We start from the raw sequence: 18,370 nt of genomic DNA, 5'->3' as shown, positions 1-18,370 counted from the left end.
GCCCGTCCCTGATTTGGTTGATTGGGACAAGACCATAGCAACAATCATCGCGCGTGGCAGACCCGCAGCAGGACAGGAGGCCGAGTTCAGGATCACTGAGCAGTCTCGCCGCCATCGACCGGGAAGGCCGAACCCGTGACGAAGCTCGCTGCGGGCGAACACAAGTAGACGACGAGGCCCGCAATCTCCTCCGGCACGGCCATCCGGCCCATCGGGCTACGGCCTGCCAGTTGCTTGCGCACCTCCGGATCGGGAAACGTCGTGCTGAGCAATTTCGTTTCCACAATGCCGGGGCAGATGGCGTTCACCCGGATGTTCGCCTTGGCCAACTCAAGCGCCGCGCTCTTTGTCAGGCCGATGACCCCGTGCTTGGACGCGGAATAGCTGGCCATCATCTGCGCGCCGACCAGGCCAGTTGTGGAAGCGGTGTTGACGATCGCACCGCCGCCGGCTGCGATGATCGCCGGAATCTGCGCCCGCATGGAATAGAATACGCTGGACAGGTTGATCTCGATCACCCGCGCCCAGTCCTCGACCGCTACCTTGGCCGTGGGACGCGGCGCGGGAACGGTTCCCGCATTGTTGAAGGCCAGGTGGAGATGCCCCCACCGCCCGACGGCCGCCGCAACCGCCGCCTCCATCTCGGCGGGCCTCGACACGTCCGCACCAAAAGAATCCGCGTCGCCGCCAAGTGCCCTGATGTCCTCTCCGACCTGCGCGCCCCCTTGCGCATCGCGGTCGACGACAAGGACCGCAGCCCCGGCTTCTGCCAATGCAAGCGCGGAGGCCCGGCCAATACCGGCCGCCCCACCGGTCACGAGCGCAACCTTGCCCTCCAGCACAGGAGCGCTCATGCCGCGCCTCGTGGCTGCAGCGTGACAGGCAGGCCCAGCAGGCTGCGAACCTGGTAGGTGCCGGCATAGTCTATCACCGCATCGGGCTGGAGCGGGAAACGGACGAACGTGTCCAGGAAGACTTTCAGTGCGATCTTCGCTTCCATTTTCGCCAGGTTGGAACCCAGACAGAAATGCTCGCCGAAGCCGAACGCAAGATGGTTGGGCCGCTTGGCATCGAGGTCGATAGCGGGATCACCGTAGACCGATTCGTCGCGATTGGCCGCCCCGTACATCAGCAGGATCTGTTCACCCGCCTTGATCGGCTGCCCGGCCACTTCGGTATCCTGCGTGGCGATCCGGAAAGACGACTGCACGGGCGCCTCACGCCTCAAGATCTCGTCGATGAAGCGCGCGATCTTGCTCTCGTCCTCGTAGAGTTCGTCGATGAAGTGTGGCTCCCTCGCCAAAGTGAGCAGCGAACTGCCGATCAGCGCAGTCGTGGTTTCGTTGCCGGCCACCACGAACTGGCTGAACATCGCAAGCAGTTCGTCCTCGCTGAAGGGCTCGTCGCCGGGCTGGCGGGCCTCGATGATGCTCGTCAGCAGATCATCGCGCGGATTGGTCCGCCGATCCGCAATCTGTTTGCGAAGGTAATCATAAAGCTCGAGGTTGCCGCGCATCGAAGCGACCACGACTTCGTGGGATAGCTCGACGTTACCTGCCGTCCGCATGAAATCGTCGGACCAGCGCTTGAAGTGCTGCTGCTGTTCGTCATCGGCGCCGAGCAACCGGGCGATGACGTGGACCGGCAACGGCACGGCGAACGCGGAAACGAGGTCGAGCTTGCCGTCGGCCGGGAACCCATCGATCAGTTCGCGCGCGAGATTCTCGACCATAGGCTCAGCATCGTTGATGCGTTTGCCCACGAACGAGCCTTGTACGAGCCGCCTCTGCCGCGCATGGTTCGGCGGATCGCAATTGACCAGCACGGGCGTGCGCCTGGGCTTCAGCCCCTTGATCAGCTGGGCAACCTCGGGATCGTTCTCGAGCAGCGGCTCCAGGACTTCGCGGTCCTTGCGCGCCGCGACCTTGCCGAAGGGCAGCTTGCTGGAGAACAACACCGGATCGCGTACGACCTGCATGACGTCCGCATGGCGCGCCGCGATCCATGCCTCGATCGGCTCGTGATAGTAGAGCCCCGGTTGCTCACGAATGCGCTCCCACAGATCGAAAGGGCACCGCCTGACTTCGCGATTGTCTGTGAATGCCGCGCCGACCGGGACCGTATCGCCATCGATTTCGCGCTCTGCCCCGGATTCCCCGGCAGACTTCGCCATATTGCTCACGTCAGCTCTCCCAGTTTCGGATCCTGTGCGCTCCTCACCAAGGTCGCACACCGAAGATCAGCCTTAGTAATTACCACTCATTTATGGCAGGTGGTCAAGGAAGCCGAGCGCCCGGAGAACGAACACTCATGTTTCCCGCCTCCAAATCCAGCGCCACGGCGACTGGACGCGGACACTGCACGGCCTATTCGATGATGCCCAGCACCGTGCCGACAGGATAGGTTTCGTTGACCTGCGCCATGATGCGCAGCGTTCCGCTCGCCGGGGCTTCCACCTCGTTCGTCGACTTGTCGCTCTCGAGCGAATAGAGCGGCTCCCCGGCTGTGACCGTCCCGCCGTCAGCCACAAGCCATTCGGACAGCACGCCCTCGTTCATCGAAAACCCCATCTTCGGCAGCAGGATCTCGGTAGCCAACGTTCACTCCTTCCCTAATTCGACGATCGCATCGGCGATGGCCGAAGCGTTCGGTGCGTAGATATTCTCAAGCTCCTTGGCGAAGGGGACCGGGCAGTAGGCACTGCCCATCCGCCGGATCGGGGCCTTTAGCTTGCCGAACATCGCCTCGTTGACCTCGGCGGCGATCTCGGCACCCACGCCGAATTTCCTGACCGCTTCGTGCACGACGAGCAGTCGCCCTGTCTTGGCGACAGAGGCAAGCACCGCCTCGCGATCCCAAGGCGATACCGTGCGCAAGTCGATCACTTCGGCCGAAACGCCGCGCTCTGCCGCCTTGCTTGCCGCTGCCAAGCATTCGTTGGCCATGCGCGAATAGGATACGACTGTGACGTGGGTGCCTTCCACGCGGGTCGCCGCCTTGCCCAACGGCACATAGTAGCCCCGCTCGGGCGGCGGACCCTTTTGCCAGTAGCTGGGCATGTTCTCGATAAAGAGCACTGGATCGGGATCATCGATCGCCGCCCGCATGAGCCCGTAGGCATCGGCGGGTGTCGAGGGGCAAACGACCTTGATCCCTGCGGTATGAGCAAACCAGCCTTCCAGATAGTCCGCGTGCTGACCGCCGGTCCCCAGCCCCACGCCGGTAGACGTGCGAATGACGATGGGCACGCTGGTCTGTCCGCCGGACATGAAGCGCAGCTTCGCGGCATGGTTGACGATCATGTCCATCGCCACGGTGACGAAGTTCATCAGCATGATCTCCGCAACCGGCTTGTAGCCCACCAGCGAAGCCCCGATGGCCGCCCCCATGATGGCCTGCTCCGAAATCGGGGTCGATCGAACCCGAGCGTCTCCGAACTTGGTCGAAAGGCCGCGCGTCACGCCGACGACGCCGCCTTCCTCTGGATCGGCGACGTCCTCGCCAAGCACGATCACCGTGTCGTCGGCTTCCATGGCATCCGTAATGGCCTGGTTGAGCGCCTTCAGGATGTGGATCGGCTTTGCTGCGGTCGCGACCGGGGCAGCGGTTTGCACTAGGTGGGTCATGCCATGACCTCCTCGGCGAATATGTCTATTTCCAGTTCCTCGGGTCCGGGCGGGGCGGATGCGAGCGCAAAGGCCACGGCCTCGTCGATCTCGCTCTCGATGCGCGCCTCCAGCGCCGCCATCTCGGCCTCGCTCGCCGCGTCCGACGCGATGACCTGCGCGCGCAGGCGGGGTGCCGGGTCGTCCGTCATCGCCGCTTCTTTCAGTGCGGGGTCCATATAGCTATCGGCGTCACCGTAAACGTGACCGTGAAAGCGGAAGGTCATCGCCTCGATCAGGGTCGGCCCTTCGCCGGACCGGGCACGCTCGATGGCTTCCCGCGCCGCCGCATGGATAGATCCCGCGTCATTTCCATCGCACCGCACGCCCGGCATGGAATAACCGAACGCACGATCTGAAACTTGCTTCGCGGACGTGCCTTTCTCGTAAGTCGTATGCTCGGCATAGAGGTTGTTCTGGCACACGAATACCACCGGCAGCTTCCAGACCGACGCCAGATTCAGGCTCTCGTGGAATGCGCCGATGTTCGAGGCGCCGTCTCCGAAATAGGCCACGGCAACACGCCCATCCCCGGACAACTGCGATGCCCAGCCCAGCCCATTGGCAATCGGCAGGGATGAGCCGACGATCCCCGTAGTCACCATGATACCCTTGTCAGGGTAGGTCAGGTGCATCGGCCCGCCCTTGCCCTTGCAGATACCCGTGGCGCGCCCGGCTATTTCGGCCCACAGCTGCTTGAGCGGCATGCCCTTTGCCAGCATGTCGTGGATGCCGCGATAGATCGTGCAGATATAATCGTCTTCGCGAAGACAGGTGGAAACCGCAGCCGGAATGAGCTCCTGACCTCGGTAGGAATAATACGGCATGACCAATTGGCCCGCCTTGAGCACCTTGCGCGCGCGCTCGTCGTTAGCCTTTAACAGAGCCACCTTTTCATAGATCTGCCGGGCTATCGCGCCATTGATTGGGTCTGCCAAAGTCCCTCTCCACCCTCTTTATGATTCCACGGCTCTCCGTGTGGAGAGGAGTTGATAAGTCGTGGTCATTAACTAGCATGGGTTCGCTTCGACCGTCACCCGGCAATCGGCCTTCCGGCGTTTCCGCCAGCGAAACAAGGGTGCCACCGACTGCCCATCGAATGCGGCTGAAGGCACAGGTAAGTCTGGCCCTGCCAGAGGATAGAACCGTGTAGAGGATCAAGATGTCTGAAAAGAAGAATGCCGCGATCAACAAGCTCCTGGGTGCGCGCTCGATCGCCCTTTGCGGAGCTTCCGACAAGTCGAACTGGTCCAACGCGATCTACCACAACACGCATGCCTTCGGCTTCAAGGGCAAGGTCTTCGCGGTCAATCGCAAGGGCGTCCCGGCGCATGGTGTGCCCGGCTACAAGTCGTGCCAGGACATCCCCGAGCCGGTCGACCTGGCCTATATCTACGTGCCGACCGAGGCGGTTCTCGATGCGCTCACCGACGTGGCGGCAGCCGGCATCAAATCAGTCATTGTGCTGTCTTCCGGATTTGCAGAAGCGGGCGCCGAAGGCGTAGCGCTGCAGGATGAACTCGTCCGGATCGCAGAAGAAAACGGCATCTGCCTGATCGGCCCCAACAGTCTCGGCGTCGCCGACGTGGCGCGCGGCAATGCCGTGACCGCCATGCGGCCATCGGGCAAGCTGCCGAGCGGCAAGCTCGCCCTGCTCTCGCAGAGCGGATCCGTCTGCTACGAGATCCTCGAATATGCACTGCAGCAGGGCATAGGCCTCAGCGTGATAGCCGCTGTCGGCAACGAGGCGGCGGTTGACCAGCCCGACATGATCGAGGCGCTGGTGGACCGCGACGACGTGCAGGCCTTCGCGATCTTCGTGGAAACGATTCGCAATCCGGAACGCTTCATCGCCGCTGCCAGGAAAACCTTCGCCAAACGCAAGCCCATTGTGATGCTCAAGGTCGGCAAGAGCGAGATCAGCGCCGCCATCGCGCAGGCCCATACCGGTTCGCTCGTCGGCGACGATCGCGTGCTCGACGCGGTTTGCGCACGCTATGGCGTGGTGCGCGTCGATTCGATCGAGGCCCTGATCAACTGCGCGGCCCTGATGATCCATGCCGGCGTGATCGAACGGCCCGGGATCGGCGCGGCTTCGCTCTCGGGCGGCACTTCCGGCCTGCTGGCCGACGCCGCGGAGAAGTACGGCGTCAGCTTTCCGGCCTTTGCACCGGAAACGGTAGCCGCGCTGCGCGAGGCGCTGCCTCCCTTCGCTGGCACGCTCAATCCGCTCGACGTTACGGGGCAGGGATTCAATGACCTGACGCTGTGGGGGCGCTGCTGCGAGATCATTTCGCGCGACCCGGGCATCGGCTTCACCATCGCGGCAGGGTCTCTCAACCCGCTAGGCGCCGTCACCAGCCACCTCGGCGATGCGCTTACCAATATCGGCTCAGGCGGCATCTTCCTGTCCAACACCTCGTTCGCCATCGACAGCGAGGATCTGGCCAGGCGCCATATCCCTGCCGCCGTCGCGGGGATCGAGGGCATCATGTCGAACCTTGCCAAGGCGATCGAATGGTCGGCGCGCGTGAAATCGTCCGAAGCCGCAGCGGAAGCCATGGCTGCTCCGCCCGCCCAGTCCCCCACCAAGCTACCGCGCTCGGAACGCGAAGTGCTCGAACACCTTGCCGCCCATGGCGTGCCGGTAGTGCCCGCAAGGATCGTCAATTCGGGCCAGCAAGCAGCCGAGGCCGCCCATGCCATGGGCGATGGTCCCTTCGCGCTCAAGATCCTGTCGCCTGACATCCAGCACAAGACGGACATCGGCGGGGTCAGGCTCAACGTCGCCGCAGGCGAAGCGACGACCCGCGCCTACGAGGAAATCATGGCCTCCGTCAGCGCCGCGCGCCCCGATGCGGCCATCGACGGCGTCATCGTGTCTCCCATGCGCGAGTCGGGCGTGGAACTGGTGGTCGGCACCATCCGCGATCCGAGTTGGGGGCCGGTAATCGTTGTCGGCCTGGGCGGCGTGTGGGTCGAGGTGCTCAAGGATTCGCAACTGCGCCCGCTGCCCATCGACCGCAGCGAAGCCATCGAAATGGTGAATGGCCTGAAGGCCGCAGCGCTGCTCAAGGGCTTTCGCGGCGCGCCGCCAGCAGACATCGAAAAGCTTGCCGATACCATCGTCGCCATCGGGAATGCCGCTCTCGCACTGGGTCCCGAACTGGCCACGCTCGAGATCAATCCGCTGCGCGTGCGCGGCGGCGAGATCGAAGCGCTCGACGGGCTGGCGACTTACGAAACCGGCAAGGAAGCCTGACACGCAACGGCCTGTGCCTAGTGCCCGACTACGATCCGCCATACCCGGCGGATCGTAAGTCAGCGCCATGGCCCTCCACCCCTCGTTGATGGCTGCGGGGCAGTTTGCCTCTACCCGCCTACACGAGCAGCAAGCATGCTATCAGCGTCCGCATGAACGCCCTGCCGCGCCGGAATGGCGCGGCAGGGGCATCATTTCTTCTTGGGCCAGATCATCGAGGCGCCCTCAGTCGCATTGTTGTGCGCATGGGCTAGGTGGTGCAGACCATAAACCGCTTCCATCGCGTTACGCTTGCCCGCCATGTCTTCGACCAGGTTGAGCGCCTGCTTGGTAAGCGCCATCGCGAAACGTGGCTTGTCCGCCAGCTTCTGCGCCATGGCCAAGGCTTCCCCGGCCAGGTCTTCGGCAGCAACCACGCGGTTGACCATGCCGACCTCGTAGGCGCGGCGCGCCGTGAACTTCTCGCCCAGCAAAAGGAACTCGCGCGCGATGCGGGTCGGCATCTCGTAGGGATGAGCGAAATACTCGACCCCGGGGATCCCCATGCCGACGACCGGGTCCATAAAATAGGCATCGTCAGCGGCAACGATCAGGTCGCAGATCCACGCCAGCATCAGCCCTCCCGCGATACAGGCGCCCTGCACCGCCCCCACTACCGGCTTGGGAAGTGCCTGCCAGCGGCGGCAGAGGCCCAGATAGACTTCCTGCTCACGCGCATAAAGCCGCTCGGTATCGGGTCTGCCGGTCGGGTCGTACCAGGGCGTGCGACGCTCGATCTGGTCCACGCCGTCGTAGCGAGCCGGCGTTCCGGTATCGTGCCCAGAGGAAAAGTGCTTGCCCGCACCGGCCAGCAGGATGGCCCCGATGGCGTCGTCCTCAACGGCGCGGATGAACGCCGCATCGAGCGCATAGAGCATCCTGTCGTTCTGCGCGTTGCCGTATTGCGGGCGATTGAGCGTGATCTTCGCGACCCGCCCGTCCACGTCATACAGTACCGGCTCGTCGGCCTCGATCGTTGCATCCTGCTGTGCGGCAGTCATCTTTTTCTCCAAAACCTCTCTTGCCCTCAGGGCTGCGGCATTCAGTCTTCGGCAGTCGCCAGAACGCCCGAGCTAATCAACGCGTCCACCTCGCTCTTGGCAATCCCGAATTCGGCCAGGAGCTCGCGCGTCTGCTCGCCGCGGCGTGGCGGAGGGCGACGAACGCCGCGCGTACTGTTGTCGATGTTGAACGGCGGCGCCACGCCCTTGAGCGGGGTGCCGTCGCCCAGGGTGTAATCGAGGATAACCCCGGTCTGCACGACCTGCGGATGATCGACCATCTGCTGGAGATTGTTGATCGGAGAGACGGGCAGGCCCAGCGGGCCGAGCAGGTCAACCCATTCGGCAACGGTGCGTTCCGCTACTTTCGCGCGCACTGCACTCAGCACTTCCTGGCGATGGTCGGCACGCCCCGCATTCGTGCTGAAACGCGCGTCATCGAGCATGGCCGGCAAGTCTGCCGCTACGCAGAACTTGCGCCACAACTTGTTGTTGGCGATCCCGATCATGACTGCACCGTCCGAAGCCTCGAAGACCTCGTACGGGCACAGGGATTCGTGGCTCGATCCGTGCTTTTCGGGTTGAACCCCGCGTTGCCAGAAGCTTTGCAGCGGGTGATTGAGCAGCGAGATGGCTGTCTCGAGCAACGAAACATGAATCGAAGCGCCGCTCCCGGTGATGCCGCGCCGGATGATCGCGGCCAGGATCGCGGTATGCGCGTTGAGCCCGGCCACCTGATCGATGGGCGAGATCGGAATGCGGATATGGCCGCCGCCTGGTTCGCCGGTCAGCGACATCATGCCCGAAAATGCCTGGAGGATGACATCGTATCCCGCCGCATTGCGCAAGGGGCCGGTGCGCCCGAACCCGGAAATGCTGCAATAAATCAACCGGTCGTTGATACCGCGGAGCGTCGCCGCATCGATGCCGAGGCGCTCTGCCACTCCGGTCGAGAAGTTCTCGACCGCGATGTCGCACGATGCCGCCATCTTGTGGATGATCGCCCGTCCCTCGGGCGACTTCAGGTCGATGGCAAGGCTGCGCTTGTTGCGGTTGACCGCAAGAAACACGGTCCCGAAACCTTGCGCCTGGAAAGGTGGCCAGCCGCGCGTTTCGTCCCCCAAGTCGATCGACTCGATCTTGATGACATCCGCGCCCAGTTCCCCGAGCAATTGCGTGCATAAAGGACCCGCCAGAACGCGCGAAAAGTCGAGGACTTTCAGGCCGGCCAGTGGCAGCGGTCCGGCGGCATCACCCGGATCGTACTCGTCCTGCGGCCGTCCGGCGGGCGATAGTAATGCCGACAAAGGGGGTCTCCAAGTGTGGCTGGTGAATCCAGCCCTCCTCTCGTTCGCTAAATTGGCCAACCGCTCGCAGAAGGCCAAGGGAAGAAAACGAAGCACCAAGTTTCCCTCTGCTCAACCTCGCCCAGAAACCCATCGTTGATCATCGACCCCAAACATCAATTAAATACATGTACGAAATTCGTGAGACAAGACGCCTCACGACCCGCAATTTTATAATCAAAAGCGATTTATACCAATGTATCCGAACTGATATTTCGATCATATTTCAAGACGATCCCGGTTATCGACAAGCCACTTCTTGAGAAAATCCAGGAAAATCCGGATACGAACCGGTAGGAACCTGCGCTGGGGATAGATAGCATGTATCCGCAGTGCAGTCGGCTGGTAGTCGGGCAATACCACCACCAGCTTGCCGGCCTGAACGAATTCCTTGACCATGTAGGTGGGGTGGATCGTGATCCCCTGCCCGGCTACGGATGCAGCCAGGAGAGGCGTGCCGAAATTGGCACTGATCCGCCCTTTCACCTTCACCGTGACCGGACCGTCAGGCCCGACGAAAGACCACTTTTCCGTCGGTGACTTCAGCGCGTGGACGAGGCACTGGTGGTTCGCTAGGTCTTCCGGCGTTTCCAGTCGAGGCGCGCGCGCCAGGTATTCGGGCGATGCCACCGCGAGTTGCGGCGCGTCGGTCAAGAGCTTGGCCACTTCATCGGTATCGGGCAGGCTTTCCCCGATGCGGATCGAGATATCGAGGCCTTCGCGCACCAGATTGCTGCTGCCATCGTCGAGGAATATCGAAATCTCGACGTTCGCGGCATCTTCCAGGAAGTTGATCAGTGCCGGAACCAGGTAATGCGCTCCGAATGAAGGCGGCACCCCGATCCGGATCAAGCCGGTCACTTCCTTGGTCTGCCCTTTGACTTGCTCGGTCAGACCTTCCAGCTCCTCCAGAAGCCGAACGCTTCCCGACAGCATCGTCTCACCCGCTTCGGTGAGGACGACGAACTGGCTGTTGCGGGTGAAGAGCCGCGCGCCGAGCCTGTCCTCGAGCGCAGCAACGTGCTTCGTAGCGCTCGCCCGCGATAGCCCCCGCCGCTGTGCCGCTGCGGTGAAGCTCTTGGTATGCGCGACTTCGACAAAGGTCTTGATGCAGCTCAGCAGATCCATGCTTCGTCAGGCGTCCTTTCCGTCATAGAGGTATATCCCGCGTTTCACACCCGTCCAGATCGCAACCATACCGAACGCACCAGACCGTTGCGGACGGTTCGCGATACAATCAGGAAAGGAAGCGCCGGCCATGCGAAGAATGCCGACAGCGGGATGCGGCAACCCGCCCAGTGTGTAGCGCGACGTGCGCCGCATCCGGGAGCCCAGTCGAGCCATCAATCTGGATCTCCGGCCGTTCCAACGCCGTAGCGCTTTGCGGGCTGGCTGGCGGTGACATGGCGGCCCACGGCCTTGCGCGCGGCGATCAGCGCGTCGTGCAATGCCGGATCATCCAGAGCGGGAATCGTCACCGCTTCGCCCTGGTCGAAACCAGCAAGCGCCGCCTCGACGAAGGCGTCCGCTTCCATCACCGACGTGGACCGCACCCCCTCAAGGCTAACCCCGGCAGCAATGCTTGAAAACTCGGTTCTCGTGACGCCGGGCACTGCCAGGTGAAAGCGAACCCCGCTGCCACCATGATCGAGGGCAAGCGCAGCGGTGAACTCTGTCACGAAGGCCTTCGTGGCAATGTAGGTCGCGTAGTCCGGGATCGGACGGTAGACGACGCCCGATCCGACATTGACGATCGCCCCCTCCTTCCTCGCGAGCATCCCCGGCAGTGCGGCATGGGTCAGGCGCACGACGGCGGTAACGTTGACCGCGATCATCGAGGAGAGGAGGTCAAGGTCACTTTGGCCGAAGGGACTCAGGTTGCCGAACCCGGCATTGTTCACGAGCCCGTCCACCCCTCGGCGCAGGCGCGCCTCTACGCGTTCGAGACTGTCCGGATCGGCGAGGTCCGCGCCGATCACTTCGGCCTTGCGGCCCAGGGCACAAACCTGTTCGGCAACGCGTTCCAGTTCGCAAACGCGCCGGGCGACCAGAACTAGGTCACACCCGCGCCGCGCCAACTGGCACGCATAGGCGGCACCGATGCCAGAGGATGCACCCGTGACGAGGACCGCCCCCTTCATCGCGTACCTGCTTCCGGCAAACTGACGTTCTGAACGCGCGCCATGAGAAGTCTCCTTGCGGCTGGCCATGAACTTGCGCCCGATGACACGGGAGGCGGCGCGGACCATGGACCGGGCACGACGGACGCATCGCCGGACAAGCACCGGCCGGGATGTGCAATGCAGCCCTGGCCGGGCAGGCCGATCAGGCGCGCGCCCGCCCTTCGGCGATGTAGCGATCAATGATCGCGTGATAGTGGCGGATGCGGATTTCCTGGTAGTTGGCCAAAGTCACGCCCGGCTTGTGCGTCATGTGCAGCCCCTTCTGCACCCGCTCGAGGTTCTCGTAGTCCTGGTCGAAGACCGCGCCGAGTCCGCCGAGTTCGGCAACGTCGGCGAAGGTTTCGTCGTCACTCAACCAGCGTATCGGCGCGCCCTTCCTGCGCGGCCGATCGGGCGAGCACACATACAGGTACATGATCTCCATGATGCACATGTTCGGATCGTTCTGGAACGGGCGGAAGCGATAGACGATCGGCGCGCCCACACCGCTCCACGGCACGAGGTTGGGAAACAGGAAGTACTGGATCGCGTCGAGCATTTCGGCATCGGACGCCTTGTCGACGTCTACCCCGCTCGACTTGGTGACAACGTCGCGGAAGCGCTGCGCCATGACCCTGCGTGCGGTTTCGCCTTCGGGAACCTTGATGTCGCCCGGCTTGCCGAGGACGGGCATGTCCTTGATGATGGAATCGGCCAGCGCATTCTCGTCAGTCTTGCCGGAACGCGTATCCGCAGCCCCGACCCACACGATCACGCGGTTCACGTGGTCCTGATCTTCCCACACATCGTACTGACCCTGCGCCTCGCCCGAATAACCGACTGACTGCGGGTGGGTGGTGGGAATGTGGTAGCCTTCGAGGAAGGCCTCCATCGCCGCCTTCCAGTTGCACGGAATCTTCTTGGCGACATGTACCGCCTTGTGCCGATTTTCGAAGGGCCATTCCTGGAAGAATTCGGGCAGACGGCCGACGTACTCCATCAGCGGCGGCGTGTCCTTGTCGAGGCAGATGAAAACGAACCCGCCCCAGCAGTCCACCCGCACTTCAGGAAGGTGAAAGTTCTGTTTATCGACATGGGGAAAGTCCCATGCGGCCGGCTTGGCGATCAGATCCCCTTCCAGCGACCAGATGAAACCGTGAAACGGGCACTTGAAACGGTTCACGTTCCCCCCGCACGTGCGCAAGGTCGTCCCGCGATGCAAGCAGCTGTTGGGATAAGCCTTGATCGAACCGTCCGAAGTGCGAACCACGATAAGCTGCTCCGTGCCGATGTCGTACAGCACATGGTCGCCGGCTTCGGGAATGTCCTCCACGCGGCAGGCCATCTGCCAGACGCGCTTCCAGACGTGTTCCATCTCCAGATCGTGGAATTCCTGCGAGATGTAGCGCGCGACATCGAGGTCCTTGTCGCCAATGAACACGGCCGATTGTTCAAGGAGACTTCCAGGAACCTCACGACTGTCGTTGGCGAGCACTTCGTCGACAAGCGGGCCGGTCGGCGGAAGCGCCTTCGCCGGTTCGAACACCAATGAGCCTGGGGCCGGCGCCTCGTTCATCAACCATCTCCCTTTGCAATGGTCCGCGCGGCAATCCGCACAACCGAACCACGACGTTATTAAGTCGCACTCACTTTCTACTCAACGCCACGCTCAGTCAACCTGCGCGGGACATACGAAATGTTACGTTCACTGCCGCTCAACGTGGAGCCTCCCAGGCCGCCTCGCTGTGCAAGTCGGTCCGGCGTACGTGTCCCTCGCGCATCCCGCGAAGGGTTCAAAAGCGCATCGGCAGTTCGAGGTATGTGTCGTAGATCCGGTCGCGGTGCTCCAGCAGGATCGGATCGACGGCGGCCAGGATTTCAGGATCGGTCTCCAAGTACCCGATCCGCTGCGCCCGGGTCATCGGGCACTTGTCTACAGGCAGGGGTTCTATCATCGCGCAAAAGCACGCCCAGTAGATGTCGAGAGCAGTCAGAGCGCCGCCGATGAAGAAGCCGCTACCGGCGTCGGCCTGCGCGCGCAAACGCGCGCCCAGCATCTCCAGTATCGAGACGATCCGCTGGCGCGCCCGCGCCTCGTCGCTGCCGTAACCGTATTTCGCCTGGAGAAGGGCTAGTTGCCGGCTGCCATGGGCCGCCGGGTCGTCCACATGCGCCAGGGATGCCTGCCAGGCGTGGAACAGGCGGATTCGCCGGTTCCACGCAAAGCCGTCCTGCCCGCAGATTTCATGCAACAATCCGAACATCGCCGTGCGCTCGGCCTGATCTGCGGGGACAAGCGCGGGTGCCGGCTGCAAGCGTTCTGCCAAGAGAACGATCTCACTCCAGTGGCTGCTCGCCGGCTCGCCGTCCATCACGGCCACCGGCGCCGAGGTCGCGTCGGTCCACTCCTTCAATTCGGCGTTGGATGCTCCCGGCATCTGGGCAACGCGCTGGAAGGAAAGCCCCTTGACGTAAAACAAGCCCTTGGCAGCCTCGCCCCACGGCCCAGGCACGCCCTGATTGAGCACAAGCCGCAAACCGGAAAGCGCTTTCGCCTCGGCAACGGACACGTAGTCCGCGCCGGCAGATGCCGCTGCCGGGAACTGCGTCACTGGTCCGCCTCCCGCCGCACCGCAGCCTGATATTCGGACCGGGTCGTATGGAAGAAAAGACTGCGCTCCTCGTTCCCGGCCTGACGTGCGGCGCGCATTTGCCGATCCCGCGCATAGGCCCTGCCGACGGCGGGCCGTTGCAGTACCTCCTCGTACCAGCGGCGCAGGTTCGGATAGTCGGCCAGGTCCTGCGACTGCAGCTTGTGCAGCTTGATCCACGGGTGGCAGGCCATGTCGGCAAGGCCATAGTCATCCCCGGCGACATGGCGCCTGTCGGCAAGCCGCGTGTCGAGCACGTGGTAGAGCCGCGCCGTCTCCTTGAGGTAGCGTTCGATCGCCAGGGGCGCCTTTTCCAGCGCGAAGCGGTTGAAGTAGTGGTTCTGCCCCGCCATCGGTCCCAGCCCCGAAACCTGCCAGAACAGCCACTGCATCATTTCCGCGCGGGCGCGGGGCTCGCGCGGAGTGAATCGATCGGCCTTGTCGGCGAGGTAGAGCAATATAGCGCCGGATTCGAACATCGGCAGCTCAGCGTTGCCGTCTGCCGGATCGGTATCGATGATCGCCGGGATGCGGTTGTTCGGAGAAATCGCCAGAAATTCCGGCGAAAACTGATCCCCAGCCAGGATATCGACCGGCACAATCTCGAATTTCATGTCGACTTCCTCAAGGAAAATCAGCACTTTATTTGCGTTTGGCGAAGGTCCGTAAAACAGACGTATCATGGCATGCCTGCTTGATAACCGCGCAGGAGATAACGACTGCCGGCAGCAGGCGAGGTCCAGGAGGCCAAAACGCCCTGCCCGCCACCGGCGGATCGCCGCTTGCGCTAGAACTTGAACTGCACGGCAACACCAACCCGGCGCGGCGGGTTGTATTGGACGATATCACCGGCGGAGATCGTGATGATCGATTCCAGCACGTCCTGGTTCGTCAGGTTGTCCGCCCAAAGGCTGAAGCGCATGTTGTCGAGTGTTTCGATGTAGATTTCGCCACTGACGGTTTCGTAGGCCTTCTGGCCAAGACGGCCGTCGTAGGTGTGGCGCACGTAGGAGCTGTGGTAGACATTGGCCGAGATACCGAGCGTTCCGAGGCCGATATCGTGCTCGTAGGTGGCACCGAACGATCCGGTGAACTTGGGCGCACGCAGAATCGGAGTGCCTGACGCATCGTAGACCTTGGCGGTATTGCCTGCGGGAAGCCCGTCGATGTAAATCGGAACCTGAACGAGCACGTTCTCGAGGCGGGTATATTTCGCATCCTGCATGGCGACAGAGGCGCGAAGCTGGAGCCCTTCGACGGGCGAGGCGCTGAACTCACCCTCAATGCCCTGCATCCGCGCTGCACCTGCGTTGGTCAGCACCGTGGACGGGTTGTCCGGCAGGCGAATGGCGATCTGCAGATCCGAGTAGTTGTAGTGGTAGGCCGCAAGGTTGACGCGCAGCCAGGTGGTCGGTTCGGCCTTCAGACCGACCTCGAACGCTTCGTTGATTTCCGGCTTGACCGCGGTCTGCTGGAACGACTGGCCGTTGAACACACCGCTCTTGAAGCCGCGCGAATAGCTCGCGTAGATGTTGATATCCGGCGTCGGGAAATACTGGACAAGCGCGCGCGGCGACCAGTTGGTGAATGAATCCTTCTCCGAATAGACCTCGGTCCCGTTCATGACCTGCGTCACGCTGCGCTTCTCGTCGGTATAGCGAATACCGGCGCCGATCTTGAACTGGTCGGACAGCGCGAAGGTCGCATCGACGAAGGCCGCCCAGGACTTGGTCCGTAACCGGGGTTCGAGGCGAAACGTCTCGGTGATCTGTAAGGGCTCGATCGAGCTTTTGGAGTCGAACCCATACAGGCCCGCAATCCACTGCAACGGGCTGTCGTTGTCGGATAGCAGCCGCAGTTCCTGCTGATAGGTGCGCGAAAACTCGTTGCTGATCGGCGCAAAGCCCGGCGCGCGGGTGGATTCGGAATCGCGCGTCAGATACGAGTTATGGTAGGAATAGGCGGACGTGCTTTCCAGCCGCACCGTGCCAAGCCCCTTGGTGATTTCGAGCGAGACGCTGTGATCCTTGCCGTAAGCCTTGGCGACGTCACCAGCGTACTGTCGCGGCTTGTCCGGGATAATCACTGTGGGATCGATTGCGCGCCCTTGCGTGTTACTATTCAGCGGCTGCGCCACGACTTGGCCGGGATCGTTTGAATCGACGATGCTTCCCGTGACGATCGCCTGGAAATCGTCAGCCAAGTCGAACAGGATCTTGCCGCGCGCCGCCAGCACACGCCTCTCGCCCACCTTTCCTCCGTCGATGATGTCATCGACGTAGCCGTCATGCGCGCTGTAAAGGCCCGAGACGTTGATTGCGATGTTTTCGGTCAACGGCGTCGTCGCATAGGCACGCACCATCCGCTCGTTGTAGCTGCCGTACCGGAAGGTCAGATCCATTGCGGGAGTGAACGACGGGTCGGGCGTGATGATGTTGATAAGACCGCCGGTTGCATTGCGCCCGAACAGCGTGCCTTGCGGCCCGCGCAGGACTTCCACCCGTTCCACCTTGAGAAGGTCGAACGAACTGGCACCGAGATCGGGCTGGTAGACGCCGTCGATGTAGACCGCGATGGAGCTTTCGTTGCCGGGGCCACCCGCAGTTGTGCCCACGCCGCGCAGGATCGGGCTCAACGCGACAGTGTTCTTGCTCATCACCAGGCTCGGTGTGAGCTCGGTGATCTGAGTCATCGTCGCAACGCCGGCATTGTCCAGCGTGCTTGAGGTCAGCGCGGTAATCGCTACCGGCACATCCTGGAGGTTGGCGCTGCGCCGAGTGGCGGTCACGACGATTTCCTCGATCCCCGGGCGCGCAACCTGAGAGTCCTGCTTGCCCTCGGCCTCCTGCGCGATCGCCTGGGTCGAAACCCCGGACAATAGCAACAGGTTAAACGCCAAAATCTTCCTTTTCATGCTATCCCTCTCCTGACCTCGAATAGTTTGTTTAGATCTTGATATTTTCAAATGTCGGCAGCGCATCACGACGGGCTGCGGAAACAGCAGCCGCGCGTTTGTTTTCGGGCCTTCCATGCGCTGAACTGCAATAAAATTAGTCCGGCAACGGCGGCCATTTCAACACTCCAGTCGCTGGAAGCGTTGAAATGCGACATTTCGATTCAGGAAATCCGGAGAGGAGGAGTAGGGCTAGGCTCTGCAATTGCAGAGCGAAGCGGTGTGATCCTTTGGGGGTTTTATGGATCTGAATGGCCCGTAGTTTTCCAGAGTTTTCCAGGCGCCTTGATGTCTCGTTGCCTGCCTTCATTCGAAGTCGACAGGTGACAGCAACCCGTTCCTGACATGTTTGCGGATCAGATTATAGACCATCTCGACATAGTCGAACTCATCCCGGCACAGTTGCTCCCGAGTGTTTTAGGTCCTGCGCCGGGATACCTTCGCGCTTGAGCAGTCTGAAAATGCTCTTGGGCACAACGTTGCCGCGTCGGCTCATCGAAATCTCAAGATTGCGGACCTTCGTGAAGGTCATCCAGTCCCTGCTGGTAAACTGCGAGCCCTCCCGCATTACATTGCCAAGGTCATCTGCCGGTGAGCTTTTCGCCTCGGGTTGCAGTGATCCTGAGAACCGGCGATGTCGTTCAGGACCCGCCGGACAAGTTCGATGGAATACAGGTGCCCTGCAAACCGATCTTGATCGGCATGCAGGGCTTCGGGGATTATTCTGGCTTTCCGCGCGAGTGGCAGTTTGCGAGATGTTCAGCGATAGACCGGTGACAGCGTCTTGCGCTCCTTGCGGGCAGGTTTTGCCTTGGCACGTCTTTGTTGCGCAAATGCCCGAGGGATTCCGTTTGTAAATCCAGTTGGTTAAGGGGCGGAGATGAGCAAACCGCCCCGCGCCCGTTACCGCACGACAAACTGGAAGTCCTATAACGCAGCGCTGGCGCAGAGAGGTTCGCTTCGGGTTTGGTTTGATTCGGGAATGCAGTGGTTGTCCGCGCCGACGGGCAAGCGGGGGCGACAGCCTATGTTCTCGGATGCCGCGATCCAAGCCTGCCTCACGTTGAAGGGCGTGTTCAAGCTGCCTTTGCGCCAGACCACCGGCATGGTCGCAAGTCTTCTCGAGATGGCAGGGCTTGATTGGCCAGTGCCGGATTTCAGCACCCTGAGCCGAAGGCAGAAGACCTTGCTTGTCGAGATCCACTGCCAGCCCCGTTCCGGGCCCTTGCACCTGCTGATCGACAGCACGGGCATCAAGGCCGTTGGAGACGGGGAATGGTGCAGGCGCAAG

15 protein-coding genes and 1 pseudogene are annotated in these 18,370 nt (G+C 62.2%); 2 read left to right on the top strand and 14 right to left on the bottom strand.

Translation table 11 applies throughout. From position 1 onward, the window contains the following. Positions 1–92: 92 nt before the first annotated feature. The 5 genes from IEX64_RS22485 to IEX64_RS22465 all read right to left on the bottom strand — a co-directional run bounded on the left by IEX64_RS22485 (position 93) and on the right by IEX64_RS22465 (position 4,603). The gene (locus IEX64_RS22485) at positions 93–854 is read right to left on the bottom strand and encodes an SDR family NAD(P)-dependent oxidoreductase (protein WP_188823498.1); all 762 of its coding nucleotides are present in this window, start codon (positions 852–854) and stop codon (positions 93–95) included. After that, positions 851–2,173, bottom strand: a complete 1,323-nt coding sequence (locus tag IEX64_RS22480; protein ID WP_229710661.1) for a cytochrome P450 — start codon at positions 2,171–2,173, stop codon at positions 851–853. Before IEX64_RS22480 ends, IEX64_RS22485 begins: the two co-directional genes overlap by 4 nt. A gap of 193 nt (positions 2,174–2,366) precedes the next feature. Beyond that, on the bottom strand, positions 2,367–2,597 hold the full coding sequence (locus IEX64_RS22475; protein WP_188823494.1) for a biotin/lipoyl-containing protein: 231 nt from the start codon (positions 2,595–2,597) through the stop codon (positions 2,367–2,369). Between the two features lie 3 nt (positions 2,598–2,600). Then, complete coding sequence (locus IEX64_RS22470) at positions 2,601–3,626, bottom strand: alpha-ketoacid dehydrogenase subunit beta (RefSeq protein WP_188823492.1); 1,026 nt, start codon at positions 3,624–3,626, stop codon at positions 2,601–2,603. After that, positions 3,623–4,603 carry a thiamine pyrophosphate-dependent dehydrogenase E1 component subunit alpha gene (locus tag IEX64_RS22465; RefSeq protein WP_229710658.1) on the bottom strand — a complete coding sequence of 327 codons (981 nt, stop codon included), beginning with the start codon at positions 4,601–4,603 and terminating at the stop codon, positions 3,623–3,625. Before IEX64_RS22465 ends, IEX64_RS22470 begins: the two co-directional genes overlap by 4 nt. Positions 4,604–4,827: 224 nt before the next feature. On the opposite strand from IEX64_RS22465, the gene IEX64_RS22460 reads away from it, so the two are divergent. Continuing rightward, positions 4,828–6,927, top strand: a complete 2,100-nt coding sequence (locus IEX64_RS22460) for an acetate--CoA ligase family protein (RefSeq protein ID WP_188823490.1) — start codon at positions 4,828–4,830, stop codon at positions 6,925–6,927. Between the two features lie 191 nt (positions 6,928–7,118). Here the strand turns inward: IEX64_RS22460 and IEX64_RS22455 are convergent, their stop codons facing one another. From IEX64_RS22455 to IEX64_RS24540, 9 genes and pseudogenes are all read right to left on the bottom strand, one after another. Then, the gene (locus tag IEX64_RS22455; RefSeq protein ID WP_188823488.1) at positions 7,119–7,967 is read right to left on the bottom strand and encodes an enoyl-CoA hydratase; all 849 of its coding nucleotides are present in this window, start codon (positions 7,965–7,967) and stop codon (positions 7,119–7,121) included. Positions 7,968–8,008: 41 nt separating this feature from the next. Further along, a complete protein-coding gene (locus IEX64_RS22450) occupies positions 8,009–9,274 on the bottom strand; it encodes a CaiB/BaiF CoA transferase family protein (RefSeq protein WP_229710657.1) in 1,266 nt (421 codons plus the stop codon). A 258-nt stretch (positions 9,275–9,532) separates the two neighbouring features. After that, positions 9,533–10,441: a LysR family transcriptional regulator gene (locus IEX64_RS22445; RefSeq protein ID WP_188823485.1), complete on the bottom strand. Its 909-nt coding sequence runs from the start codon at positions 10,439–10,441 to the stop codon at positions 9,533–9,535. 215 nt (positions 10,442–10,656) lie between these two features. After that, positions 10,657–11,454, bottom strand: coding sequence for an SDR family NAD(P)-dependent oxidoreductase (locus tag IEX64_RS22440; RefSeq protein WP_188823483.1), 798 nt, complete (start codon positions 11,452–11,454; stop codon positions 10,657–10,659). 184 nt (positions 11,455–11,638) lie between these two features. Further along, positions 11,639–13,051 carry an aromatic ring-hydroxylating oxygenase subunit alpha gene (locus tag IEX64_RS22435; protein WP_188823481.1) on the bottom strand — a complete coding sequence of 471 codons (1,413 nt, stop codon included), beginning with the start codon at positions 13,049–13,051 and terminating at the stop codon, positions 11,639–11,641. 217 nt (positions 13,052–13,268) lie between these two features. Then, positions 13,269–14,087 (bottom strand): glutathione S-transferase C-terminal domain-containing protein, encoded by an 819-nt coding sequence (locus tag IEX64_RS22430; protein WP_188823479.1) that lies wholly within the window; start codon positions 14,085–14,087, stop codon positions 13,269–13,271. After that, positions 14,084–14,809 (bottom strand): glutathione S-transferase N-terminal domain-containing protein, encoded by a 726-nt coding sequence (locus IEX64_RS22425; RefSeq protein ID WP_188823477.1) that lies wholly within the window; start codon positions 14,807–14,809, stop codon positions 14,084–14,086. The genes IEX64_RS22430 and IEX64_RS22425 overlap by 4 nt, the downstream gene beginning before the upstream one ends. Before the next feature lie 104 nt (positions 14,810–14,913). Then, positions 14,914–17,040, bottom strand: coding sequence for a TonB-dependent receptor (locus IEX64_RS22420; protein ID WP_188823475.1), 2,127 nt, complete (start codon positions 17,038–17,040; stop codon positions 14,914–14,916). Between the two features lie 345 nt (positions 17,041–17,385). Further along, positions 17,386–17,641: pseudogene (locus IEX64_RS24540) on the bottom strand (IS3 family transposase); the annotation flags it as partial. A gap of 318 nt (positions 17,642–17,959) precedes the next feature. Between IEX64_RS24540 and IEX64_RS22415 the strand changes: the two are divergent. Further along, positions 17,960–18,370: IS5 family transposase (locus IEX64_RS22415; RefSeq protein ID WP_188823473.1), on the top strand; the 411-nt coding region annotated here is incomplete at its 3' end.

Source organism: Novosphingobium indicum (assembly GCF_014645195.1).
Lineage (GTDB): Bacteria > Pseudomonadota > Alphaproteobacteria > Sphingomonadales > Sphingomonadaceae > Novosphingobium > Novosphingobium indicum.
Note: the sequence above shows the minus strand (reverse complement) of the source record. Positions and strands in the feature narration are given on the sequence as shown.

Bases quoted from the DNA above. Each gene is read 5' to 3' on its own strand.
- IEX64_RS22435 (WP_188823481.1), bottom strand. From the start codon at position 13,051: ATGAACGAGGCGCCGGCCCCAGGCTCATTGGTGTTCGAACCGGCGAAG.
- IEX64_RS22455 (WP_188823488.1), bottom strand. From the start codon at position 7,967: ATGACTGCCGCACAGCAGGATGCAACGATCGAGGCCGACGAGCCGGTA.
- IEX64_RS22425 (WP_188823477.1), bottom strand. From the start codon at position 14,809: ATGATACGTCTGTTTTACGGACCTTCGCCAAACGCAAATAAAGTGCTG.
- IEX64_RS22470 (WP_188823492.1), bottom strand. From the start codon at position 3,626: ATGACCCACCTAGTGCAAACCGCTGCCCCGGTCGCGACCGCAGCAAAG.
- IEX64_RS22485 (WP_188823498.1), bottom strand. From the start codon at position 854: ATGAGCGCTCCTGTGCTGGAGGGCAAGGTTGCGCTCGTGACCGGTGGG.
- IEX64_RS22460 (WP_188823490.1), top strand. From the start codon at position 4,828: ATGTCTGAAAAGAAGAATGCCGCGATCAACAAGCTCCTGGGTGCGCGC.
- IEX64_RS22440 (WP_188823483.1), bottom strand. From the start codon at position 11,454: ATGAAGGGGGCGGTCCTCGTCACGGGTGCATCCTCTGGCATCGGTGCC.
- IEX64_RS22480 (WP_229710661.1), bottom strand. From the start codon at position 2,173: ATGGCGAAGTCTGCCGGGGAATCCGGGGCAGAGCGCGAAATCGATGGC.
- IEX64_RS22420 (WP_188823475.1), bottom strand. From the start codon at position 17,040: ATGAAAAGGAAGATTTTGGCGTTTAACCTGTTGCTATTGTCCGGGGTT.
- IEX64_RS22445 (WP_188823485.1), bottom strand. From the start codon at position 10,441: ATGGATCTGCTGAGCTGCATCAAGACCTTTGTCGAAGTCGCGCATACC.